Annotated in this window: 20 protein-coding genes; 10 read left to right on the plus strand and 10 right to left on the minus strand. The window is 68.5% G+C overall.

Annotated features, from left to right (window positions below):
* Positions 1–32: 32 nt before the first annotated feature.
* Genes OHV05_RS15085 through OHV05_RS15105 form a run of 5 tightly spaced genes read right to left on the minus strand, consistent with a single transcriptional unit; the run spans position 33 to position 3312 of the window.
* Positions 33–950 (minus strand): IS3 family transposase, encoded by a 918-nt coding sequence (locus OHV05_RS15085; RefSeq protein WP_331730083.1) that lies wholly within the window; start codon positions 948–950, stop codon positions 33–35.
* The gene (locus OHV05_RS15090) at positions 947–1255 is read right to left on the minus strand and encodes a transposase (RefSeq protein WP_331730085.1); all 309 of its coding nucleotides are present in this window, start codon (positions 1253–1255) and stop codon (positions 947–949) included. Before OHV05_RS15090 ends, OHV05_RS15085 begins: the two co-directional genes overlap by 4 nt.
* Positions 1256–1293: 38 nt before the next feature.
* Entirely contained in the window at positions 1294–2223 is a 930-nt protein-coding gene (locus OHV05_RS15095; RefSeq protein ID WP_405018119.1) for a conjugal transfer protein TrbL family protein, read from the minus strand.
* 37 nt (positions 2224–2260) lie between these two features.
* Positions 2261–3010: a hypothetical protein gene (locus OHV05_RS15100; RefSeq protein ID WP_405018120.1), complete on the minus strand. Its 750-nt coding sequence runs from the start codon at positions 3008–3010 to the stop codon at positions 2261–2263.
* Positions 3011–3012: 2 nt separating this feature from the next.
* Positions 3013–3312: a hypothetical protein gene (locus tag OHV05_RS15105; RefSeq protein WP_405018121.1), complete on the minus strand. Its 300-nt coding sequence runs from the start codon at positions 3310–3312 to the stop codon at positions 3013–3015.
* Between the two features lie 302 nt (positions 3313–3614).
* Here OHV05_RS15105 and OHV05_RS15110 point away from each other — a divergent pair, with 302 nt between their 5' ends.
* The 4 genes from OHV05_RS15110 to OHV05_RS15125 all read left to right on the plus strand — a co-directional run bounded on the left by OHV05_RS15110 (position 3615) and on the right by OHV05_RS15125 (position 6031).
* Entirely contained in the window at positions 3615–4058 is a 444-nt protein-coding gene (locus OHV05_RS15110; RefSeq protein ID WP_405018122.1) for a helix-turn-helix domain-containing protein, read from the plus strand.
* Between the two features lie 147 nt (positions 4059–4205).
* The gene (locus tag OHV05_RS15115) at positions 4206–4478 is read left to right on the plus strand and encodes a hypothetical protein (protein WP_405018123.1); all 273 of its coding nucleotides are present in this window, start codon (positions 4206–4208) and stop codon (positions 4476–4478) included.
* A 230-nt stretch (positions 4479–4708) separates the two neighbouring features.
* Entirely contained in the window at positions 4709–5770 is a 1062-nt protein-coding gene (locus OHV05_RS15120; protein WP_405018124.1) for a C40 family peptidase, read from the plus strand.
* 126 nt (positions 5771–5896) lie between these two features.
* Positions 5897–6031 carry a hypothetical protein gene (locus tag OHV05_RS15125; RefSeq protein ID WP_405018125.1) on the plus strand — a complete coding sequence of 45 codons (135 nt, stop codon included), beginning with the start codon at positions 5897–5899 and terminating at the stop codon, positions 6029–6031.
* Between the two features lie 310 nt (positions 6032–6341).
* Here OHV05_RS15125 and OHV05_RS15130 read toward each other — a convergent pair whose 3' ends face one another.
* The 3 genes from OHV05_RS15130 to OHV05_RS15140 form a co-directional block, all read right to left on the minus strand.
* Entirely contained in the window at positions 6342–6563 is a 222-nt protein-coding gene (locus OHV05_RS15130) for a hypothetical protein (RefSeq protein ID WP_405018126.1), read from the minus strand.
* A 156-nt stretch (positions 6564–6719) separates the two neighbouring features.
* Positions 6720–6953, minus strand: coding sequence for a hypothetical protein (locus OHV05_RS15135; RefSeq protein WP_405018127.1), 234 nt, complete (start codon positions 6951–6953; stop codon positions 6720–6722).
* The gene (locus OHV05_RS15140) at positions 6950–7156 is read right to left on the minus strand and encodes a helix-turn-helix transcriptional regulator (RefSeq protein WP_405018128.1); all 207 of its coding nucleotides are present in this window, start codon (positions 7154–7156) and stop codon (positions 6950–6952) included. Before OHV05_RS15140 ends, OHV05_RS15135 begins: the two co-directional genes overlap by 4 nt.
* A gap of 267 nt (positions 7157–7423) precedes the next feature.
* Between OHV05_RS15140 and OHV05_RS15145 the strand changes: the two genes are divergently transcribed.
* The 6 genes from OHV05_RS15145 (at position 7424) to OHV05_RS15170 (ending at position 13119) form a co-directional block, all read left to right on the plus strand.
* A complete protein-coding gene (locus OHV05_RS15145) occupies positions 7424–8041 on the plus strand; it encodes a helix-turn-helix domain-containing protein (RefSeq protein ID WP_405018129.1) in 618 nt (205 codons plus the stop codon).
* A 344-nt stretch (positions 8042–8385) separates the two neighbouring features.
* Positions 8386–8700 (plus strand): hypothetical protein, encoded by a 315-nt coding sequence (locus OHV05_RS15150; RefSeq protein ID WP_405018130.1) that lies wholly within the window; start codon positions 8386–8388, stop codon positions 8698–8700.
* Between the two features lie 298 nt (positions 8701–8998).
* Complete coding sequence (locus OHV05_RS15155; RefSeq protein WP_405018131.1) at positions 8999–10117, plus strand: tyrosine-type recombinase/integrase; 1119 nt, start codon at positions 8999–9001, stop codon at positions 10115–10117.
* A gap of 434 nt (positions 10118–10551) precedes the next feature.
* A complete protein-coding gene (locus tag OHV05_RS15160; RefSeq protein WP_403038258.1) occupies positions 10552–11643 on the plus strand; it encodes an ABC transporter ATP-binding protein in 1092 nt (363 codons plus the stop codon).
* Positions 11644–11836: 193 nt separating this feature from the next.
* Positions 11837–12274: a hypothetical protein gene (locus tag OHV05_RS15165; protein ID WP_405018132.1), complete on the plus strand. Its 438-nt coding sequence runs from the start codon at positions 11837–11839 to the stop codon at positions 12272–12274.
* Positions 12275–12372: 98 nt separating this feature from the next.
* Positions 12373–13119 (plus strand): NDP-sugar synthase, encoded by a 747-nt coding sequence (locus OHV05_RS15170; protein ID WP_405018133.1) that lies wholly within the window; start codon positions 12373–12375, stop codon positions 13117–13119.
* 112 nt (positions 13120–13231) lie between these two features.
* Here the strand turns inward: OHV05_RS15170 and OHV05_RS15175 are convergent, their stop codons facing one another.
* Together OHV05_RS15175 and rlmB are read right to left on the minus strand one after the other, a co-directional pair.
* The gene (locus tag OHV05_RS15175; protein WP_405018134.1) at positions 13232–14737 is read right to left on the minus strand and encodes a DoxX family protein; all 1506 of its coding nucleotides are present in this window, start codon (positions 14735–14737) and stop codon (positions 13232–13234) included.
* A gap of 182 nt (positions 14738–14919) precedes the next feature.
* Positions 14920–15915 (minus strand): 23S rRNA (guanosine(2251)-2'-O)-methyltransferase RlmB, encoded by a 996-nt coding sequence (rlmB, locus tag OHV05_RS15180; RefSeq protein ID WP_403038246.1) that lies wholly within the window; start codon positions 15913–15915, stop codon positions 14920–14922.
* Between the last annotated feature and the right edge of the window lie 73 nt (positions 15916–15988).

Raw genomic sequence — 15988 nt, forward strand, 5'->3', positions numbered from 1 at the left:
GTGAGGTTCCCCCGTTGTGCGGGTGTCGCTGATCAGCTGGTCAGGATGGGGTGACGGGTGTTCAGGTTCGCTTGTTCGGCCGTCGCCTGGTCGGCGTAGTGCTTCTCTTCGAACTCGATGGGGCTGAGGTAGCCGAGTCGTTTCTGGATGCGCCGGCTGTTGTAGAAGCCGTCGAGGTACTCGAAGAGCGCGAGGTTCGCCTCGGCACGTGTGGCGAAGACGCGCCCGCGCACGCACTCGGTCTTGATCAGCATCCACAGATTTTCCGCGAGGGCGTTATCGTAGGAGTCCCCGATGGAGCCCATGGAAGCATCAACTCCTGCCCGTAGTAGACGGGTTGTCAGCTTGATGGATGTGTATTGGCAGCCGTGATCGGCATGATGAATGAGCTTGCCCGGCTCGATCTCGCGACTGGCGAGTGCGTACTCCAGCGTCGTCAGGACCAGGTCGGCATCCGCGCGGGCTGAGGTCTCCCAGGCGACGACGCGGCGGGAGAAGGCGTCGCGGATCGCTGAGAGCCACAGCGGGCCCTCGCTGGTCGAGATCATCGTCAGGTCGGTGACCCACAACCGGTTCGGCGCCTGGGCTGTGAAGTCCCGGTTCACCAGGTCCGGGGCCAGGGTGGCCTTCGGATCGCGGCGCGTGAAGCCCTTGCGGCGTGGGCTCATGCCGGCGATGTCGGCTTCGCGCATCAGGCGCTCGACCCGCTTGCGGCCCACCTGGGTGCCCTCGCGTCTGAGGGTGGCGTGCACGCGTGGCGAGCCGTAGTTGCCGCCGGACTCCGCGTGAATCTCCTTGATCCTCCCGGTCAGCTCGACATCGCGGCGCCGCCGTTCGCACGGCTCCTTCTCGGCGCGGCGCCACCGGTAGTAGGTGGTGGAGGGGATGTGCAGTTCCCGAAGTACGCACTCGACTCCCAGGCGGGGGTGCTCGTCAACGAGCGCCGTCACCTGGGCCGGGTCGGGTCGAGTTGCGCCGCGAAAAACGCCGAGGCCGTCCGCAGGACGTCGTTGGCCCGCTTGAGCTGCACGTTCTCCTTGCGCAGGGCGGCGAGTTCGGCACGCTCGTCGGTGGTCAGCCGGTCGTCGCGTTCGCCGGCGTCCGCTTCAGCCTGACGGATCCAGCCGCGCAGAGCCTCGGGATGCACGCCGAGGTCGACAGCCAGCTTCTTGATCTGGGGCTTCGGCTCGGCGGTGCGATACATCCGCACCGCACGCTCACGCAACTCCAACGAGTATTTCCGGGGTGCAGCCATGGTCAGCGGTCCTCTCATGAGTCCCATCTGACCCGCTGTCAGCGCCTTCCGCATCTCGGGGGAACCTCAGTGCTGAGACGGCCTCCTGCGAAGCCGAGCAGGGAGGCAAGGCCAGCGCCACCGCCGACCTGGACGCTCGCGAAGGTGAAGAAGCGCGCGATGGCAGGCCAGGAAAGCGCCGCAAGCAGCAGGACGAGCATCCCGGAGAGGGTGGTCGTCAGGTCCTGGCTGTCGCCTGCCATGTTGAAACCGAGTGTGAAGACCAAGGCGATGATCGGCTTGAGGATGATCAGCTGGATGGTCATCGCAACGAGCTTCGACCACCAGCTCTTGGTGGACTCAGAGACCTGACCGACCGCGCTGATCGGCGACGTGGCGATCAGCACTGCGATGGCCGCGCCGCGCAGCAGCATCTCGAACCACAGCACCAGGGTCAGCAGGATGCCGATGATCGACAGGATCAGTACCAGGGAGACCGAGTTCCCCGGGGGCATGGCTATCAGCTTGGAGATCTTGTCGCTGAACGCTTGCTGCCCGCCCAGGCTGCTGTCCACGATGTACTTGGTCAGCTCATCGCTAGCTACCAGTGTGGTGGACGCGATCGTCAGGGTGAGAAGGAAGGCGAGGACCGCCTTGCCGAGTCCCACGGCGGCGGTGGCCAGGGCCCGCCCGTCATGCGTAACCGCGGTTCGGATGACCTGGCCGACGACCAGCAGGCAGGCTACGAGTGCCGCCACGCCGAGGGACATCGCATAGACACTGCGTACGCCGTTGGAGGCGAGGTCTGGCCCCGGAATCTTGACGAACGCCTGGGCGAAGACCTTGAGCAGGTCGGCCAGCGCATCGGCGAAGCTCTTGCAGATCGACTCCCAGGCGCTGTTCGCCATCTTGCTGACAGCGTCGCCCGCCAGGCCGCCGATGACGTTCTCGCTGACGCAGCCGATGGGATCGGTCAGGCCGCAGGGCATGCCGTCCCCCTGTCGTTCCTGGTGGTGGCCATGGTGCTCATCGCTTCAATTCCTGCCATCCCTTCGCCGATGCCTGGGGGCTGCCCGGCTCGGCGATGAGGCTGGTGTAGTCGGTGGTGGAGTTGCCCGCCGGGGCGGGGATGCGCCAGTCGCCCCCGGACCAGATGAGGTCGAGCGGGTAGACGCCCATGCGGGTCTGCATCCCGCTGCCGGGCACGCTGGTGGTGTAGGTCGCCAGCAGCAGCACCTGGATGGTGTCGGCGCCGACGGACCGGACCTGGTACTCGACCGGGGACAGCACGACGGACGTGCCCGGGTCGAGCTGGCCGGTCGCAGGCAGCCTGAGCGCCTTGCGGGTGGCAGCCGGGCCCTTGGCCAGGGCGTCCGGCGCGTCGGACCAGGCGTCGTCCGCGACGATCCGTGCGACGGCTGCGGCCCGGTCGGGCTCCAGTGTGGAGCCGAGCTGCCTCCAGTACTCGACCGCCGCCGACACCGCGCCTACGCTGGAGTGGGGGTAGCCCACCTGAACACCGTTGACCAGGCGCGCGCCGCGAACGAGCTGGAGCGGCCCGGTCAGGCCGGGAGCAGGTGACGCGCTGGGGTCCGCTCCGGTGACCGAGCCCGGGGCCGGGATGGCGGCCGGCGGCGCGTAGGTCTTGGGAGCACGGGGGCTGTTGTCCGATTCGATGGCGACGCCCACGGCGATGAAGCCCAGGAAGACGACGACTGCGAGGAGGAGCAGCGGAAGAATCCGGCGGCGGGGGCGACGGTCGAGGAACTGGTTCATGGCTAGGCCGCGGCGCCGAAGACCGTGTTGACGACCGGGATGGCGCACGCCGTGACGATCACACCGCCGAGGCTCCAGACAAGGCTCCTCTTTCCCTTCTCTGCCGAGTCGGGCCGGTTGCTCAGGTGGCCGATGCCCATCAGCCCGCCGGAGACGACGGCCGCGACGGCGCACGCGATCAGCGCGCCCCACTTGGCGTACGACAGGAGCAGTGCGGCGCCCTTGCTGCCGTTGGTGGGATCGGCGGGTGCCGGGTTCTGGATATCGGCGAGGTACTGGACGACGTGCAGGGTGGTGGACATAGAGGCTCCCGGAAGTGCGGATGTGCCAGCGGCCTGCACGGCCGTCTGGCTACAAGGAGCCGCCCCTGCTCGATGGGCGCGGGGAGGCAGGAAGCCCTGGCTTCGGAGTCGGCACGTCAAAGACGGTGCGATTCACTCTGGCTAATGGGCTGTTGGCAAACAATAGGCAGGGATGAACCAGTACCGTCAACCAAAGTGAATGTGAGGAGCCTCACTTCGACACTCTCTGTTTTCCCTGGCTAATGAGCGTCACTGTGCGCAACGATGAGGCCCAGTCCGCCGAGAGGAGTGCTACGCGCGTCATGTCAGAAGACGAGACCACCGAGGGTGGAGTGATCGCCTTGCGACTCACTCACCTGTTCGACACCATCCATCCGGCCGGCCGGGCGCCGTACAGCAACCCGGAGGTCGCGAAGGCGATCAACGACGCGGCAGGTGAGCAGATCCTGAGCTCTACCTACCTGTGGCAACTGAAGACCGGCAAACGCACGGACCCAACCCACAGCCGCCTCAAGGCAATTGCAGACTTCTTCGGGGTCGAGGTCGCCTACTTCTACGAGGACGACGCCGCGCGCCGGACCGACGAACAGCTTAGCCTCGCAGCCGCCCTGTCCAACCCGCTAATCCGGCAGATGGCCCTTTCCGCAGACGGTCTCTCGGATGGGACCCTGCGTGCGATCGAAGCCATGATCCAGTCGGCGCGGAAGATCGAGGGCATCACCACCCCCGACGCGACCGGCAAGTGACGCACGCCACCACACAGGATCATTACAACTTCATACAGCCCCCACACTCTGGGCAATCGTTCGCATACGCTTCTGCAAGTCGGGGGCGGGCGGCCGACGGCTACGGCATCTCGTAGCAAATGCCTCCCTGACCAGGGAGGCATTTTCATGAGCACCATCCACTACGACGCCCGGTGGGCTTGCCGCCGACACGCTCCGCCACCGATCACCGGAGGAAGGGCGGCCTCGGCACATGTGGCCCACGGCGAGCAGCGGCTGACCGTGGCAGCACCGCGCTCAGGCGAGGTCGCCGCCGATCGTGGCACCAACGCCAGCCCGACCTTGACTGTCGAGCCCGCACTGCCTGTCGTCTTGGCGCTGGCGGCCATGTTTCCCGACCTGCGGGTGGCCGCCCTCCAGCACATGCTCGGCCGGGCCTGACCCTCGCTCTAGCGAGCCCGCTTCGGTCGGCACCGTCCGGCGCTCTCAGCCGCTCAGCATGGCGATCCCAGCAAGAGCTCGCCTGAGATCCACACTGGCTAAGCAGTGGCGCTAATCACGTTCACTTTGGTTGACCAGAGGGATGCATCTCAGCCTATGGTTCGATCTCGTTCCATTAGCTGAAATAAAGTGACCGGCTGCCGTTGCGCGCAGGTCACCTGAGGTGGCTCGTGAAGAAGGCAGCCCTGATAGCCGTCGTGGCGGCCCTCGCCCCGTGCGGAGTCGTCCTCGGCATCGCACTCTCCGGCGGGACCGCGTCGGCGACTGCGCCGATGGTCGTGGCGGGCAGCGGCATCGGGGGGATCGGCTGCTTCAAGCCGGTGACCGCCGGTGAGGCCACCGCCGACGGGCAGCAGTTGACCACCGAGCAGATCAACAACGCCCAGATCATCTACCAGGTATCGGTCCAGCTCCAGCTCCCTGCGCAGGCCGCGGTGATCGCCATCGCCACCGCGATGCAGGAGAGCACCCTGACGAACCTGGCATGGGGGGACCGTGACTCGCTGGGCCTGTTCCAGCAGCGGCCTAGCCAGGGATGGGGAACTGCGGCCCAGATCATGGACCCCATCTACTCCTCTAAGGCGTTCTACGCCCAGCTCGTGAACGTGCCGCTGTGGGAGGCGCTGCCCCTCACCGTGGCGGCTCAGCGAGTCCAGCGGAGTGGCTTCCCCGATGCATATGCGAAATGGGAAGGGACAGCCACACACCTGGTGGCCACCTTCGGTGGCTCTGCCACCAACTGCTCGACCGGTAACGGCGACGGCGACGGGGGCGGGGGCGGGGGCGGGGGAACGACGACCGAAACGGTGCTTCCCGCAGGCTTCACCCTGCCAGCCGGCACCCCGGTCCAGGTCGTCACCGCGATCACCTTCGGCGTCTCCAAGTTGGGCATGCCCTACCAGTGGGGTGGCACGGGGAACCCGAGCTACGACTGCTCTGGCCTGCTGATGCGCGCCTACGAGGCTGCCGGGATCAGCATCCACCGGACCACCTTCGAGCAGGTCTTCGACGGGACGCCCGTCTACACCGCCTCCCAGCTCAAGCCGGGCGACCTGATCTTCCTCGCCGGCTCCGACGGCACTCCGTCGGCACCCGGACACGTCGGGATGTACCTGGGGTCGAACCTTGTCCTTGACGCGCCACGGACCGGCAAGAACATCCAGATCACGAACTTCACCGGTGGGTACTGGGACAAGCAGGCCACGAGCTTCCGGCGAATCGTCCAGTCGTAGCGACAGTCGCGCAGCCGAGTATCGGACCCTTCGCCACGACGTTGACGGGTTCGGCGAGCCACGCCAGCAGGGGCGGTTGGGCAGGACAACGCCCAGCAGTGACAGAGCCCGAGCCCACTGATCGCCGTGCCGCCGACCACGGCCCACTCTCACCTGAAGACGGCCCTGGGAAGCTTCACCATCGAAGACATCGGCACGCTGTCCGTGCCCCTGGAGGAACTGCAACGCCAGGGCCTGGAGCCGAGCTGGGAGTCGGAGTGAGGTAGATGTGGCGGCCCGCAGGTCGACTGCACCGCCACGTGGGTGGCCTGATCCGGCGGAGCGGCCATCGCCGCTCTGCTCGCCTGGATCGCCCCCTGCTTCCGAATGGTCCCTCTTCCCTGTGCACGGTGGCGGCGGTCGCAGCCACCGTGATCCTGCTGGCGGGGCGCCGCTTCACCCGGCGAAGCTGACGAGATCCGCCTCCTGGTGCCGCCGCGGCCGATCCGGCCGGGCATCCGGCCGCCACCATGAACCGCAAGGGGCTGGGGCCCACCCCCAAGTGAAGGTGTGGGCCCCAGCCCCTGTCGATCTACTCCCGGGCGAGCGTTCCTCTGTCCGATGGCGTCCACTGCTTCGCGGCGGGTTCCCCTGGCGATCGCGGCCACTGTACGTAGACAGCCCCCGGCCGGAGGTCCAGGATCAGGCCGCGCAGGTACTCGCCTGATCCGTCCCGGGTGGTCGAGAGCCAGTGCCGGCCGATCCAGGTGGAGGGCGGCTGCTCGGTGTAGCGGTCGTGAGTGAAGTTGCGCATCGTGGTCTCCTGCGGTGGTGGTATCGGCATCCGAGCCGTGTTGTCGGGGACGGACGGTGCCCGGTCACGGTGGTCGTGGCGGCAGCGGTCGTCTGCCGGGGGCCGTCGGCCAGGTCTCGAAGCTGCAACTCACCTGCCGGGTCATCAGGTGTCGGGTCATCGCATTTGCCCGTTCCATCTGCGGCGGTCGCGCACCAGGCCGGTCGAGCCCCAGAGTCGGATGTCGGCCGGCCGGTAGCGTCGTACGCCTTCAGCGCCCTCGGTGTACTTGGGGCCGATGCCGGCTGCTCCGAGCTCTCGCAGGTCGGAGATTGTGAACCCGAGGAAGTTCGCCGCCTCGTCAATCGACCACCACGGTCGGCGGCGGCCTGCGTCAGCCTGCTGCTTCATCGCGCACCCTCCGCGTCGGAGGAACGGGCTACGAGCCAGGTCCGCACATCGGCTGGGTCGTACCGCCTGTGGCGGCCGACCTTGTAGCTCCTGGGCCCGCTACCCCGCCAGTTCATCTGGTACACGGTCTGCTTCGGGACCTTCAGGTAGTCCGCGAGCTCCTGCAAGGTCCACATCTTCTCGGTGCTGCCGTCCATGCACATGAGCACTCACATCCATCTCGTTCGTCGTTTCGACAAGTTCTGCTGTCGTTCGAACAACTGGGATGAGCATCAGCCAGACGTGCGGTGATTGTCAATATGACTTCTTAACTTGTCATTTCGACAAACTGGCAGGCGGGTTGGCTGGTCCATGCAGGTCGAGCAGTCGACCACTCCTCCCGTCGAGCGTCATAACGACACTCGCGCTTGTCGATTGCGCGATCGAGAGACGGTGAGTACAGTTGCCGATACGACGAGCAAGGAGGCCAGATGTCCAGCGGCTCAGCTCAACCGACGCTGTCGGTGAGCGACGCGGCAGCGATCCGGTTGAAACAGGCCCGGACCAGGCGCGGGTGGACCGTCAAGGACCTGGCGGCCCGATGCGCCGACGCCGGCGCGGAGAAGCTGACCGCTGCCGTGCTGGCCAATATCGAGACAGGTCGCAGAGACGAGAACGGCGTGCGACGGCGAGAGCTGTCGATTGACGAAATCGTGCTGCTGGCCACGGTCCTGGACATCGCGCCGGTCCATCTCATGGGCCTGCCCGACGGGGCCGAGGCAGGGACTCAGCTCCAGCTGACCCCTCAACTGGCGATCAGTGACCGGGAGTTGATTCTGGAGTGGTTCTGCGGGCAACGGGCCCTACCCGGGAGCGACGCCCGCCAGTTCTACTCCGCAGCCCTCCAGCGGATGCCGGCCTCCGACAGCCAGCAGGCCGTCGCCGACCTCACCCGGTCGGTGCTCGAAGAACGCGCAGCCGTGCTAACGGAGACGTTCAACTCGAACCTCGCGGCAACCATGGACAAGATCAACTCCGCCATCAAGGCTGGCGCCTCCCCGGAGGAACTCGCCGCCCTGCTGGGCCCGGACAACCCTGGCCCGAAGTAGGACCCTGCACCACCTCGGCGTTCGGCACTGCCGCGACGCCAGTTAACCGAACCCGCCGCGCGACCCGACCGGTCCGCATCCGCACGGGCAGAGAAGAGGACATTCAATGACATGCACAGACCAACGATTGGCAGCTCGACGTGTACCACGCTCGAATCGAGGACCGCGCTAAGCACGTGTCTTACCAGCAGGCCGTCGCCCGCGCTCACGCAGCCGACAGGACCCCACCGTCCCGATACCGCGTCCGCTGGCGCGACGAGTCAGGCTCCCTTCGCAGCCTGAGCCTGCCCACTCGGCAACTCGCTCGGGACGCCCAAGCTCATATCGCCCGTGGCTGGGCACCGTTGACGCTCGGCAGCCTCGTCGCCGTCTGGTCGCACACGTTGGTGCGGAATGACTACTGGCCAACGCCGCACCCGAGTCGCAGGCCACTCGACCTCCACGCGCTGCCTCGCCTCGGAGCCAGGCTCGCCATCACGATCACCCGAGCGGATGTTGAACGGCTGGTCGCGGCACTCCGCGCCGAGGGCCGACTGAGCATCGCCACGATCAACCGCGTCCTCGCAACACTCAAGCGGGTCTTGGAGTTTGGTGTCCGCAACGGGCACCTGCCGAACAATCCGGCGCTCTACATTCGGCCGCTGCCGCGGCCGGCCTGATCTCCGACTGATCATCCCGCCGCACCGTGCCATCGCGGCCACCGGCACTTGCAAACCACCGATAGACAATGCACCCCGAAATGCGGCAGAAGCCGCTCATTCTACGGGCAGAAAGAAGGAATGAATATGACCATGAAGACTTCAAGGCAATTCCAGGTGATACATGTCCCGCGTATGGATAGAAGACCGCATTAACCACACGGCTTACAAGTCGGCTGTAGCGAAGGCGAAGCCGACTGGGCGCAAGCCTCCGGGCCGATTCCGAGTCCGCTGGTATGACCCGAGCGGGAAGCCTCGGATGCTGACCTTCCTCCGGAAGGTCGACGCCGAAACCAAGCGAACCGAAGTCGAAAGCTCGCTTGGTCTCGGAACCTACCGAGACCCCCGGGCCGGGCGGACCAAGATTGCCACGATCGCCGAATCCTGGTTCGATTCCAAGGTCGATATCCGACGGTCGAGCCGTAGCCGCTACCGGGGCGTCCTGGACCTCCATGTGATCCCCCGTTGGGGCACCACCGCAGCCGCCGACGTTCAGCACGAAGACATCGTGGTATGGCTCGGCAAGATCATGTCGGACTCCGTCGCCTCGGGGTCGCCACTGAGTGCAGCGACCATCCGAAAGATTTGGGTTGTCCTCAAGGGCGTCCTCGGTTACGCGGTCCGGACGAAGAAAATCGCACATAATCCCGCTATCGGAGTGCCGCTCCCCCGGTACACGCCGGCCGAGCATGTCTACCTGACAGATGTGCAAGTGGAGGCACTCGCAGAAGCCTGTGATGAATATCGGGCTCTCATTCTTTTCCTGGCTTACACTGGCGTTCGCTGGGGTGAGGCAACGGCGATCCAGATCAAGCACGTTGACCTGAAAACCAGGCGTGTCAGGATCGCGCAGGCATGGGGCTCCGACAAGGGAAAGTTGTATCTTGAGGACAGCCCCAAGAATCACGAGCGAAGGTCTGTTCCCATTCCAGCTTTTCTCGTGGCCGAACTGGCTATGAGCATTGCGAACCGGGGCCCGGAGGAATATCTCTTCGTCGCGCCGCGCGGTGGTGTCCTGATGATCCGGAACTTCATGCGCAGGCACTTCAAGAGTGCGCTCGTGGCAGCTGGACTGGGTGATCTGGGAATCACCTTGCACAAGCTCCGGCACACTGCGGCCTCGCTGGCGATCGCCAGTGGCGCCGACGTCAAGGTGGTCCAGACCATGCTCGGCCACAAGACCGCGACGCTGACGTTGGACACGTACGGTCACCTCTGGCCGGACCGCTTGGACGAGGTCTCCGACCGGCTCGACGCCCAGCGCACGAAGGCGCTGGAGAAGGCCAGGAAGAAGGCCGAAAAGGCGGCGCGGAAGGCCCGGGAGCTGGCCGAGCAACTGGCGGCCCTGGAGGCCGGCGAACTGGCCGCCGCGGCCTGATGTGTGCTGAATGTGTGCCGCAACGCCAGAGGCCCTTCCAGCGTCTCGCCGGAAGGGCCTCTGACCAGGCAGTTTGTCGGGCTTCCGAGCCCGACGGGGCCAATGAGCACCGCCTTACAAGAGCGGTGCTCTGGCCAACTGAGCTAAGGAGGCGAGGTGACCGTCCACGGCGAGGCCACGGCGGCACCAGTGGGCAGTGTACCGGGCGGTGGTGCCCTGGTGGGGTGGGTTATCGGGGGCCGGGCGGGCGGTCGTGACCGGACTGATGCCGAAATCGGTCGCCCGGAGGGCTGACAATCCGACGATCGGCCGGGTACCGTCGCGAGCAGTCGTCGCGGCGGTGGTTCAGACCACTGACCAGGGACGGCGGACGACAACCCAACCTTTACTCGGATCGTCCGGCACGTTCCTGCCGGTGAAGGAGTGTAAGAACCATGGCTTCTGTCACGTTCGACAAGGCGACCCGGCTGTACCCCGGCGGCACCAAGCCCGCCGTGGACGCCCTGGAGCTGCACGTCGAGGACGGCGAGTTCCTCGTCCTGGTCGGCCCCTCCGGCTGTGGCAAGTCCACCAGCCTCCGGATGCTCGCGGGCCTGGAGGACGTCAACGGCGGTGCGATCCGCATCGGTGACCGCGACGTCACCCACCTGCCGCCGAAGGACCGGGACATCGCGATGGTGTTCCAGAACTACGCGCTGTACCCGCACATGACCGTCGCGGACAACATGGGCTTCGCGCTCAAGATCGCCGGCGTGAACAAGGCCGAGATCCGCGCCAAGGTCGAAGAGGCCGCCAAGATCCTCGACCTGACCGACTACCTGGACCGCAAGCCGAAGGCGCTCTCCGGCGGTCAGCGCCAGCGTGTCGCGATGGGCCGCGCGATCGTCCGTGAGCCGCAGGTCTTCCTGATGGACGAGCCGCTCTCCAACCTGGACGCCAAGCTCCGCGTCTCGACCCGCACCCAGATCGCGTCGCTCCAGCGCCGCCTGGGCATCACCACCGTCTACGTGACGCACGACCAGGTCGAGGCCATGACCATGGGCGACCGGGTCGCGGTGCTCAAGGACGGTCTGCTCCAGCAGGTCGACACCCCGCGCAACATGTACGACCGCCCGGGCAACCTCTTCGTGGCCGGCTTCATCGGCTCGCCCGCGATGAACCTGGTCGACGTCCCGCTGGTGGACGGCGGCGTGAAGTTCGGCGGCTCGGTCATCAACGTCTCCCGGGACGAGCTGGCCGGCGCCGGCACCGACAAGAGCGTCACCGTCGGCATCCGCCCGGAGCACTTCGAGATCGTCCCGGCCGGCGGCATCGAGGGCGTCGCGGTCACCGTGAACGTGGTCGAGGAGCTCGGCGCGGACGGCTTCGTCTACGGCACCACCAAGATCGGTGGCGACGACAAGGACATCGTCGTGCGCGTGCACGGCCGTCAGATCCCGCAGAAGGGCGAGACCATCCACGTGGTCCCGACCGGCGGCGAGACCCACGTCTTCAACACCACCACCGGTGCCCGTCTGAGCGCCTGACGACCCGTCGCGGGGCGCGGCGGCGCCTGACGACTTGTCGACATCACGAACCCCCGACCGGAGATTCTCCGGTCGGGGGTTCGGTCGTCCGTGCGCCGTACGTCAACCGGACGGCAGGACGAAACAGGACACGCGTCACTCATTGGGGTAACGGAGGGCGACCCGGGCCCCACGCACCGCTACGCTCCTGACCGTGAAGCAGCTCGTGCGCCGCATCGGCCAGACCGTTGCCCTGACCCTGCCCGTGATCCTGGTGACCACCGGCACGCTCGCCGTCACCCGCGTCCCCTGGGCGCCACCGACCGGCCTCGACCAGCAGGTGGTGGCCGCCGCCAGTGGTGACGGCACCATCGGCCGCACCGCGACCGCCACCAACACGCAGGGCATGGCCCCGCAGGACGCCCTCCGGGTCGACCTGATGGACGAGCTGCGCACCCACAACCCGGGTACCGCGCTCGACCTGCTGGAGCGCACCATGCGGGAGAAGCCCGCGCTCACCCCGTACTGCAGCACGCTGGCCGCCGACCTCGGCAAGGCCGCCGTGCGCAAGTACCAGGGCGACGCGCAGCGGGCCCGCTCGTTCGCCCGCCCGGTCTGCGACGGCTCGTTCGCGGCCGGGGTGGTCGGCTAACCACCCACCCCGGCCCCTACCGCCCGACGCCCGGCCCCGGCCGGGGCGCGATCCCCGGGCACCCCGTGCGGTCACCCCGGCAGCCCTAGAGTGCTGTCATGACCGCTGACTCGACCGCACCGCACCCGCACTCCCCCGCCGTGACCCAGGCCGTCATCCTGGCGGGCGGGCAGGGTTCGCGGCTGCGCCCGTACACCGACGACCGGCCCAAGCCGCTGGTCGAGATCCCGGGTACCGGGATGCCCATCCTCGGCCACCAGCTCGGCTGGCTCGCCGCCGAGGGGGTGACCGACGTGGTGATCTCCTGCGGGCACCTCGCCGAGGTGCTCCAGGACTGGCTCGACCGGGCCGACCTGCCGCTCGCGGTCAGCACCGTGGTGGAGACCGTCCCGCTCGGCCGGGGCGGCGGCCTGAAGTACGCGGCCAAGGCCCTCCCCCGGCCCGCCGAGCCCTGGTACGCCACCAACGGCGACATCTGGACCCGCTTCAGCCTGCGGGACATGGCCGCCTTCCACCACGAGCGGGACGCCCTCGCGACGCTCGCACTGGCCCGGCCTCGGATCCCCTGGGGCGCGGTGGAGACCGACCAGTTCGGCAACGTGCTGGACTTCATCGAGTCGCCGCCCTCGCCCTTCCTGATCAACGCCGGGCTGTACGTCTTCGGGCCCGGCTTCCAGGAGCTGCTGCCGGACGTCGGCGACCACGAGCGCACCACGTTCCCCCAACTCGCCCGCAGCAAGCGGCTGGCGGGCTACCAGCTGCCCCAGGGGTGCTACTGGCGGGCGATCGACACCGCCAAGGACCTCACCGAGGCCGCCAAGGAGCTGGCGGCGAGCACTTCCTGACGACTGACGACCAACGACAGCGACTGACGACAGCTCAGAGAAACGTCCCGGAACGGCCGAAGCGCGGTGGACGGAAGTCGTCCACCGCGCTTCGGCCGTTCACCGGCGCCGCTCAGGCGTCCACCCCGGCGGCGGCGGGAGCGGACCCCGCCCCCATCCCCACCAGCAGCGGAGCGCCGAGCACCCCGCCGAGCAGCCCGGGGGTACCGCTGGAGGCCGGCTTGGCCGGGGTGCCACCCGTGCCGCCGGTCCCGGTGCTGCCGGTACCGCTGCCCGCCGGGGCGCCCTTGGTCGGGGCCGGGGCGACCGAGCCGGACTCCGACTTGGTCGAACGGGGCTTGGCGCTCCCGCTCTTGGCGGGCGTGGGGGTCGGGCTCGGTGCGGGGGTCTTCGGAGCCGGCCCGGCCGGGGCCGGGGTGGGCGACGGGCCGTTGCCGGGCCACATCGGCGAACCGAAGTCGGTCGGGGGCTTGACCGGCACCGGGTCGGGACGGCCGCCGGTACGGACCGCCGCGCCGAGCATCGAGCCGAGCAGCAGGGTCAGCCCGACCACCACGGCGGTCACCACACCGCTGCGGCGCAGGATCCGCCGGCGCAGCGCGGCCGGGGCCGAGGTGCCGTACCGGCGCCAGGCCTCCAGCGCGATCCGGCCGTCCAGCGAGCCGAACGGCGCCCCGGCGATCAGCAGCGGGCTCCAGGCCGCCAGGAAGATCAGGTCCGGCGTGTCGTAGACCGGCACCGCCCGCCAGCTGACCGTGAACAGCAGCGCCGCCGAGAGGGCCATCGCCGTCCCGGCCGCGACCCGCTGCCAGAGGCCGAGGATCGACAGCACGCCGACCACGATCTGGATGAACGCCACCGCGAGACCGGAGCCCACCGGGTGCGCCATCGCGAAGTCCAGCAGCGGCTGGGCCACGCCCCACGGGTGCAGCGAGGAGAGCCAGCGCATCATCGAGCCGCGGTCGCCGCCGTCGAAGTACACCGGGTCGCAGAGCTTGCTGAACCCGGCGTAGACCGAGAGCGAGCCGAGCACGATCCGCAGCGGCAGCAGCACCAGGCCGAGGTCGACCTTGCGGCCGGGGTACTTGCCCTGTCCGTAGTCGGTGCCGACCGCCGAGACCTCGGGCAGCTCGCCCGTCGGGGCCCAGCTGTCCACCGGCTCCGGGGCGGGCGGCCTGGCCGGCCGGTACGCCTGGAGCTGTTCGGTGGCCTCGCCGCCGACCGGCCGGGCCGGGGCCGGCACGGTGTTGAGGCGGACCGCCTCCAGCAGCTGGGTGGCCGCCAGGTCGCCGGGGGGCGCCTGGCCCGTCCAGGTGACGGCGGTGACCCGCCCCTTGCGCCGGACCGGTGTGGCACCAGCCACCACCGCGCCGCCCGCACCGGCCAGCGCCGGGACCTGGAGCCCGCCGACCACGACCTGGGGGGTGACCATCGGGCGCGGGGTGAAGCCCGCCATGCCGTACGGATCGCCGAAGGCCGCGCCCGCCGGGGCGTCGATCAGCGGGGCCACCGGGGCGGCCAGCCGGACCCGGAAGCTGGCCTGGGTACTACTGAGCCGAGCCGGGTCGGACGGCACCTTGACCGTGTTGAGGCCGGGGCCGGCATCTATTCCCGCCATGCCGCCCGGGGCAGGGCGCCGAGGTGTTCTGGTGTCCACACCCGTCTAACCGGGTGACGGCCGGTTAGGACACTCTCCCGGGTGGATTCCCGACCCGGATTGAAGTGATCATGAGTAAACCGACCGGGCCTGACCAGGCCCGATCGGTTCACTACGACAAATGAGCGTCAAGCTCCGTCGGGTCAGGCGCCCTTGGCCCGCAGCCGGGCGGCCTCGTAGAGCACGATGCCCGCCGCGACACCGGCGTTCAGCGACTCGGTCGCCCCGGGCATCGGGATCCGCACCCGGATGTCACAGGTCTCCGAGACCAGCCGGGAGAGGCCCTTGCCCTCGCTGCCGGCCACGATCACGACCGGGCCGGTGAGCGCCGCCAGATCGCCGATCTCCGCCTCGCCGTCGGCCGCCAGGCCGACCACGATCAGGCCGGCCTTCTGGTAGCCCTCCAGCGCGCGGGTCATGTTGGTGGCGCGCGCCACGGGCAGTCGCGCCGCGGCGCCCGAGGAGGTCTTCCACGCCCCGGCGGTCATGCCGGCGGCCCGACGCTCCGGGATCACCACGCCGTGCGCCCCGAAGGCGGCGGCGGAGCGGACCACGGCGCCGAGGTTGCGGGAGTCGGTGACCCCGTCCAGCGCGATCACCAGCGGGTCCTCGCCGTTGTCGGCGGCGTCGGCCAGCAGGTCGTCCGGGTGCGCGTACTCGTACGGCGGGACCTGGAGCACCATGCCCTGGTGGTTCATCCCACCGGTCATGTTGTCGAGCTGGACGCGCGGCGCCTCCATCAGCGGCACACCGCGCTCGGTGGCGGCCTGCAGCGCCTCGCGCACCCGGTCGTCGGTGTCGATGAACTGCAGCACGTACAGCGCGGTGGCGGGCACCCCGCCGCGCAGCGCTTCGACCACCGAGTTGCGACCGAAGACCAGCTCGGCGGCGCCCGAGCCGCCGCGGCCGCCCCGGCCGCCGGCCCCGGCCCGGCGCATGCCGGCCCGCGACTTGGCGTCCATCTCGCGCTTCACGGCGGCGTTGGCCTGCCGCTGCTTGATGTGCCCCTTGCGGGCCGAGGCGGGCGGGGTCGGGCCCTTGCCCTGGAGCGCCTTCCGGCTGTGCCCGCCGGTGCCGACACTCGCGCCCTTCTTCGAGTCGGGGTTGCGTCGGTTCCTGCGCTGGCTGTTGCCGGCCATGGCTGTACTTCCCTTGTCTGTCTCGCACGCCCCGGCGGCGACCGCCGACGGCATGCTCTGCGTCATGCGGATG

This window comes from Kitasatospora sp. NBC_00070 (assembly GCF_045041205.1).
Classification (GTDB): domain Bacteria; phylum Actinomycetota; class Actinomycetes; order Streptomycetales; family Streptomycetaceae; genus Kitasatospora.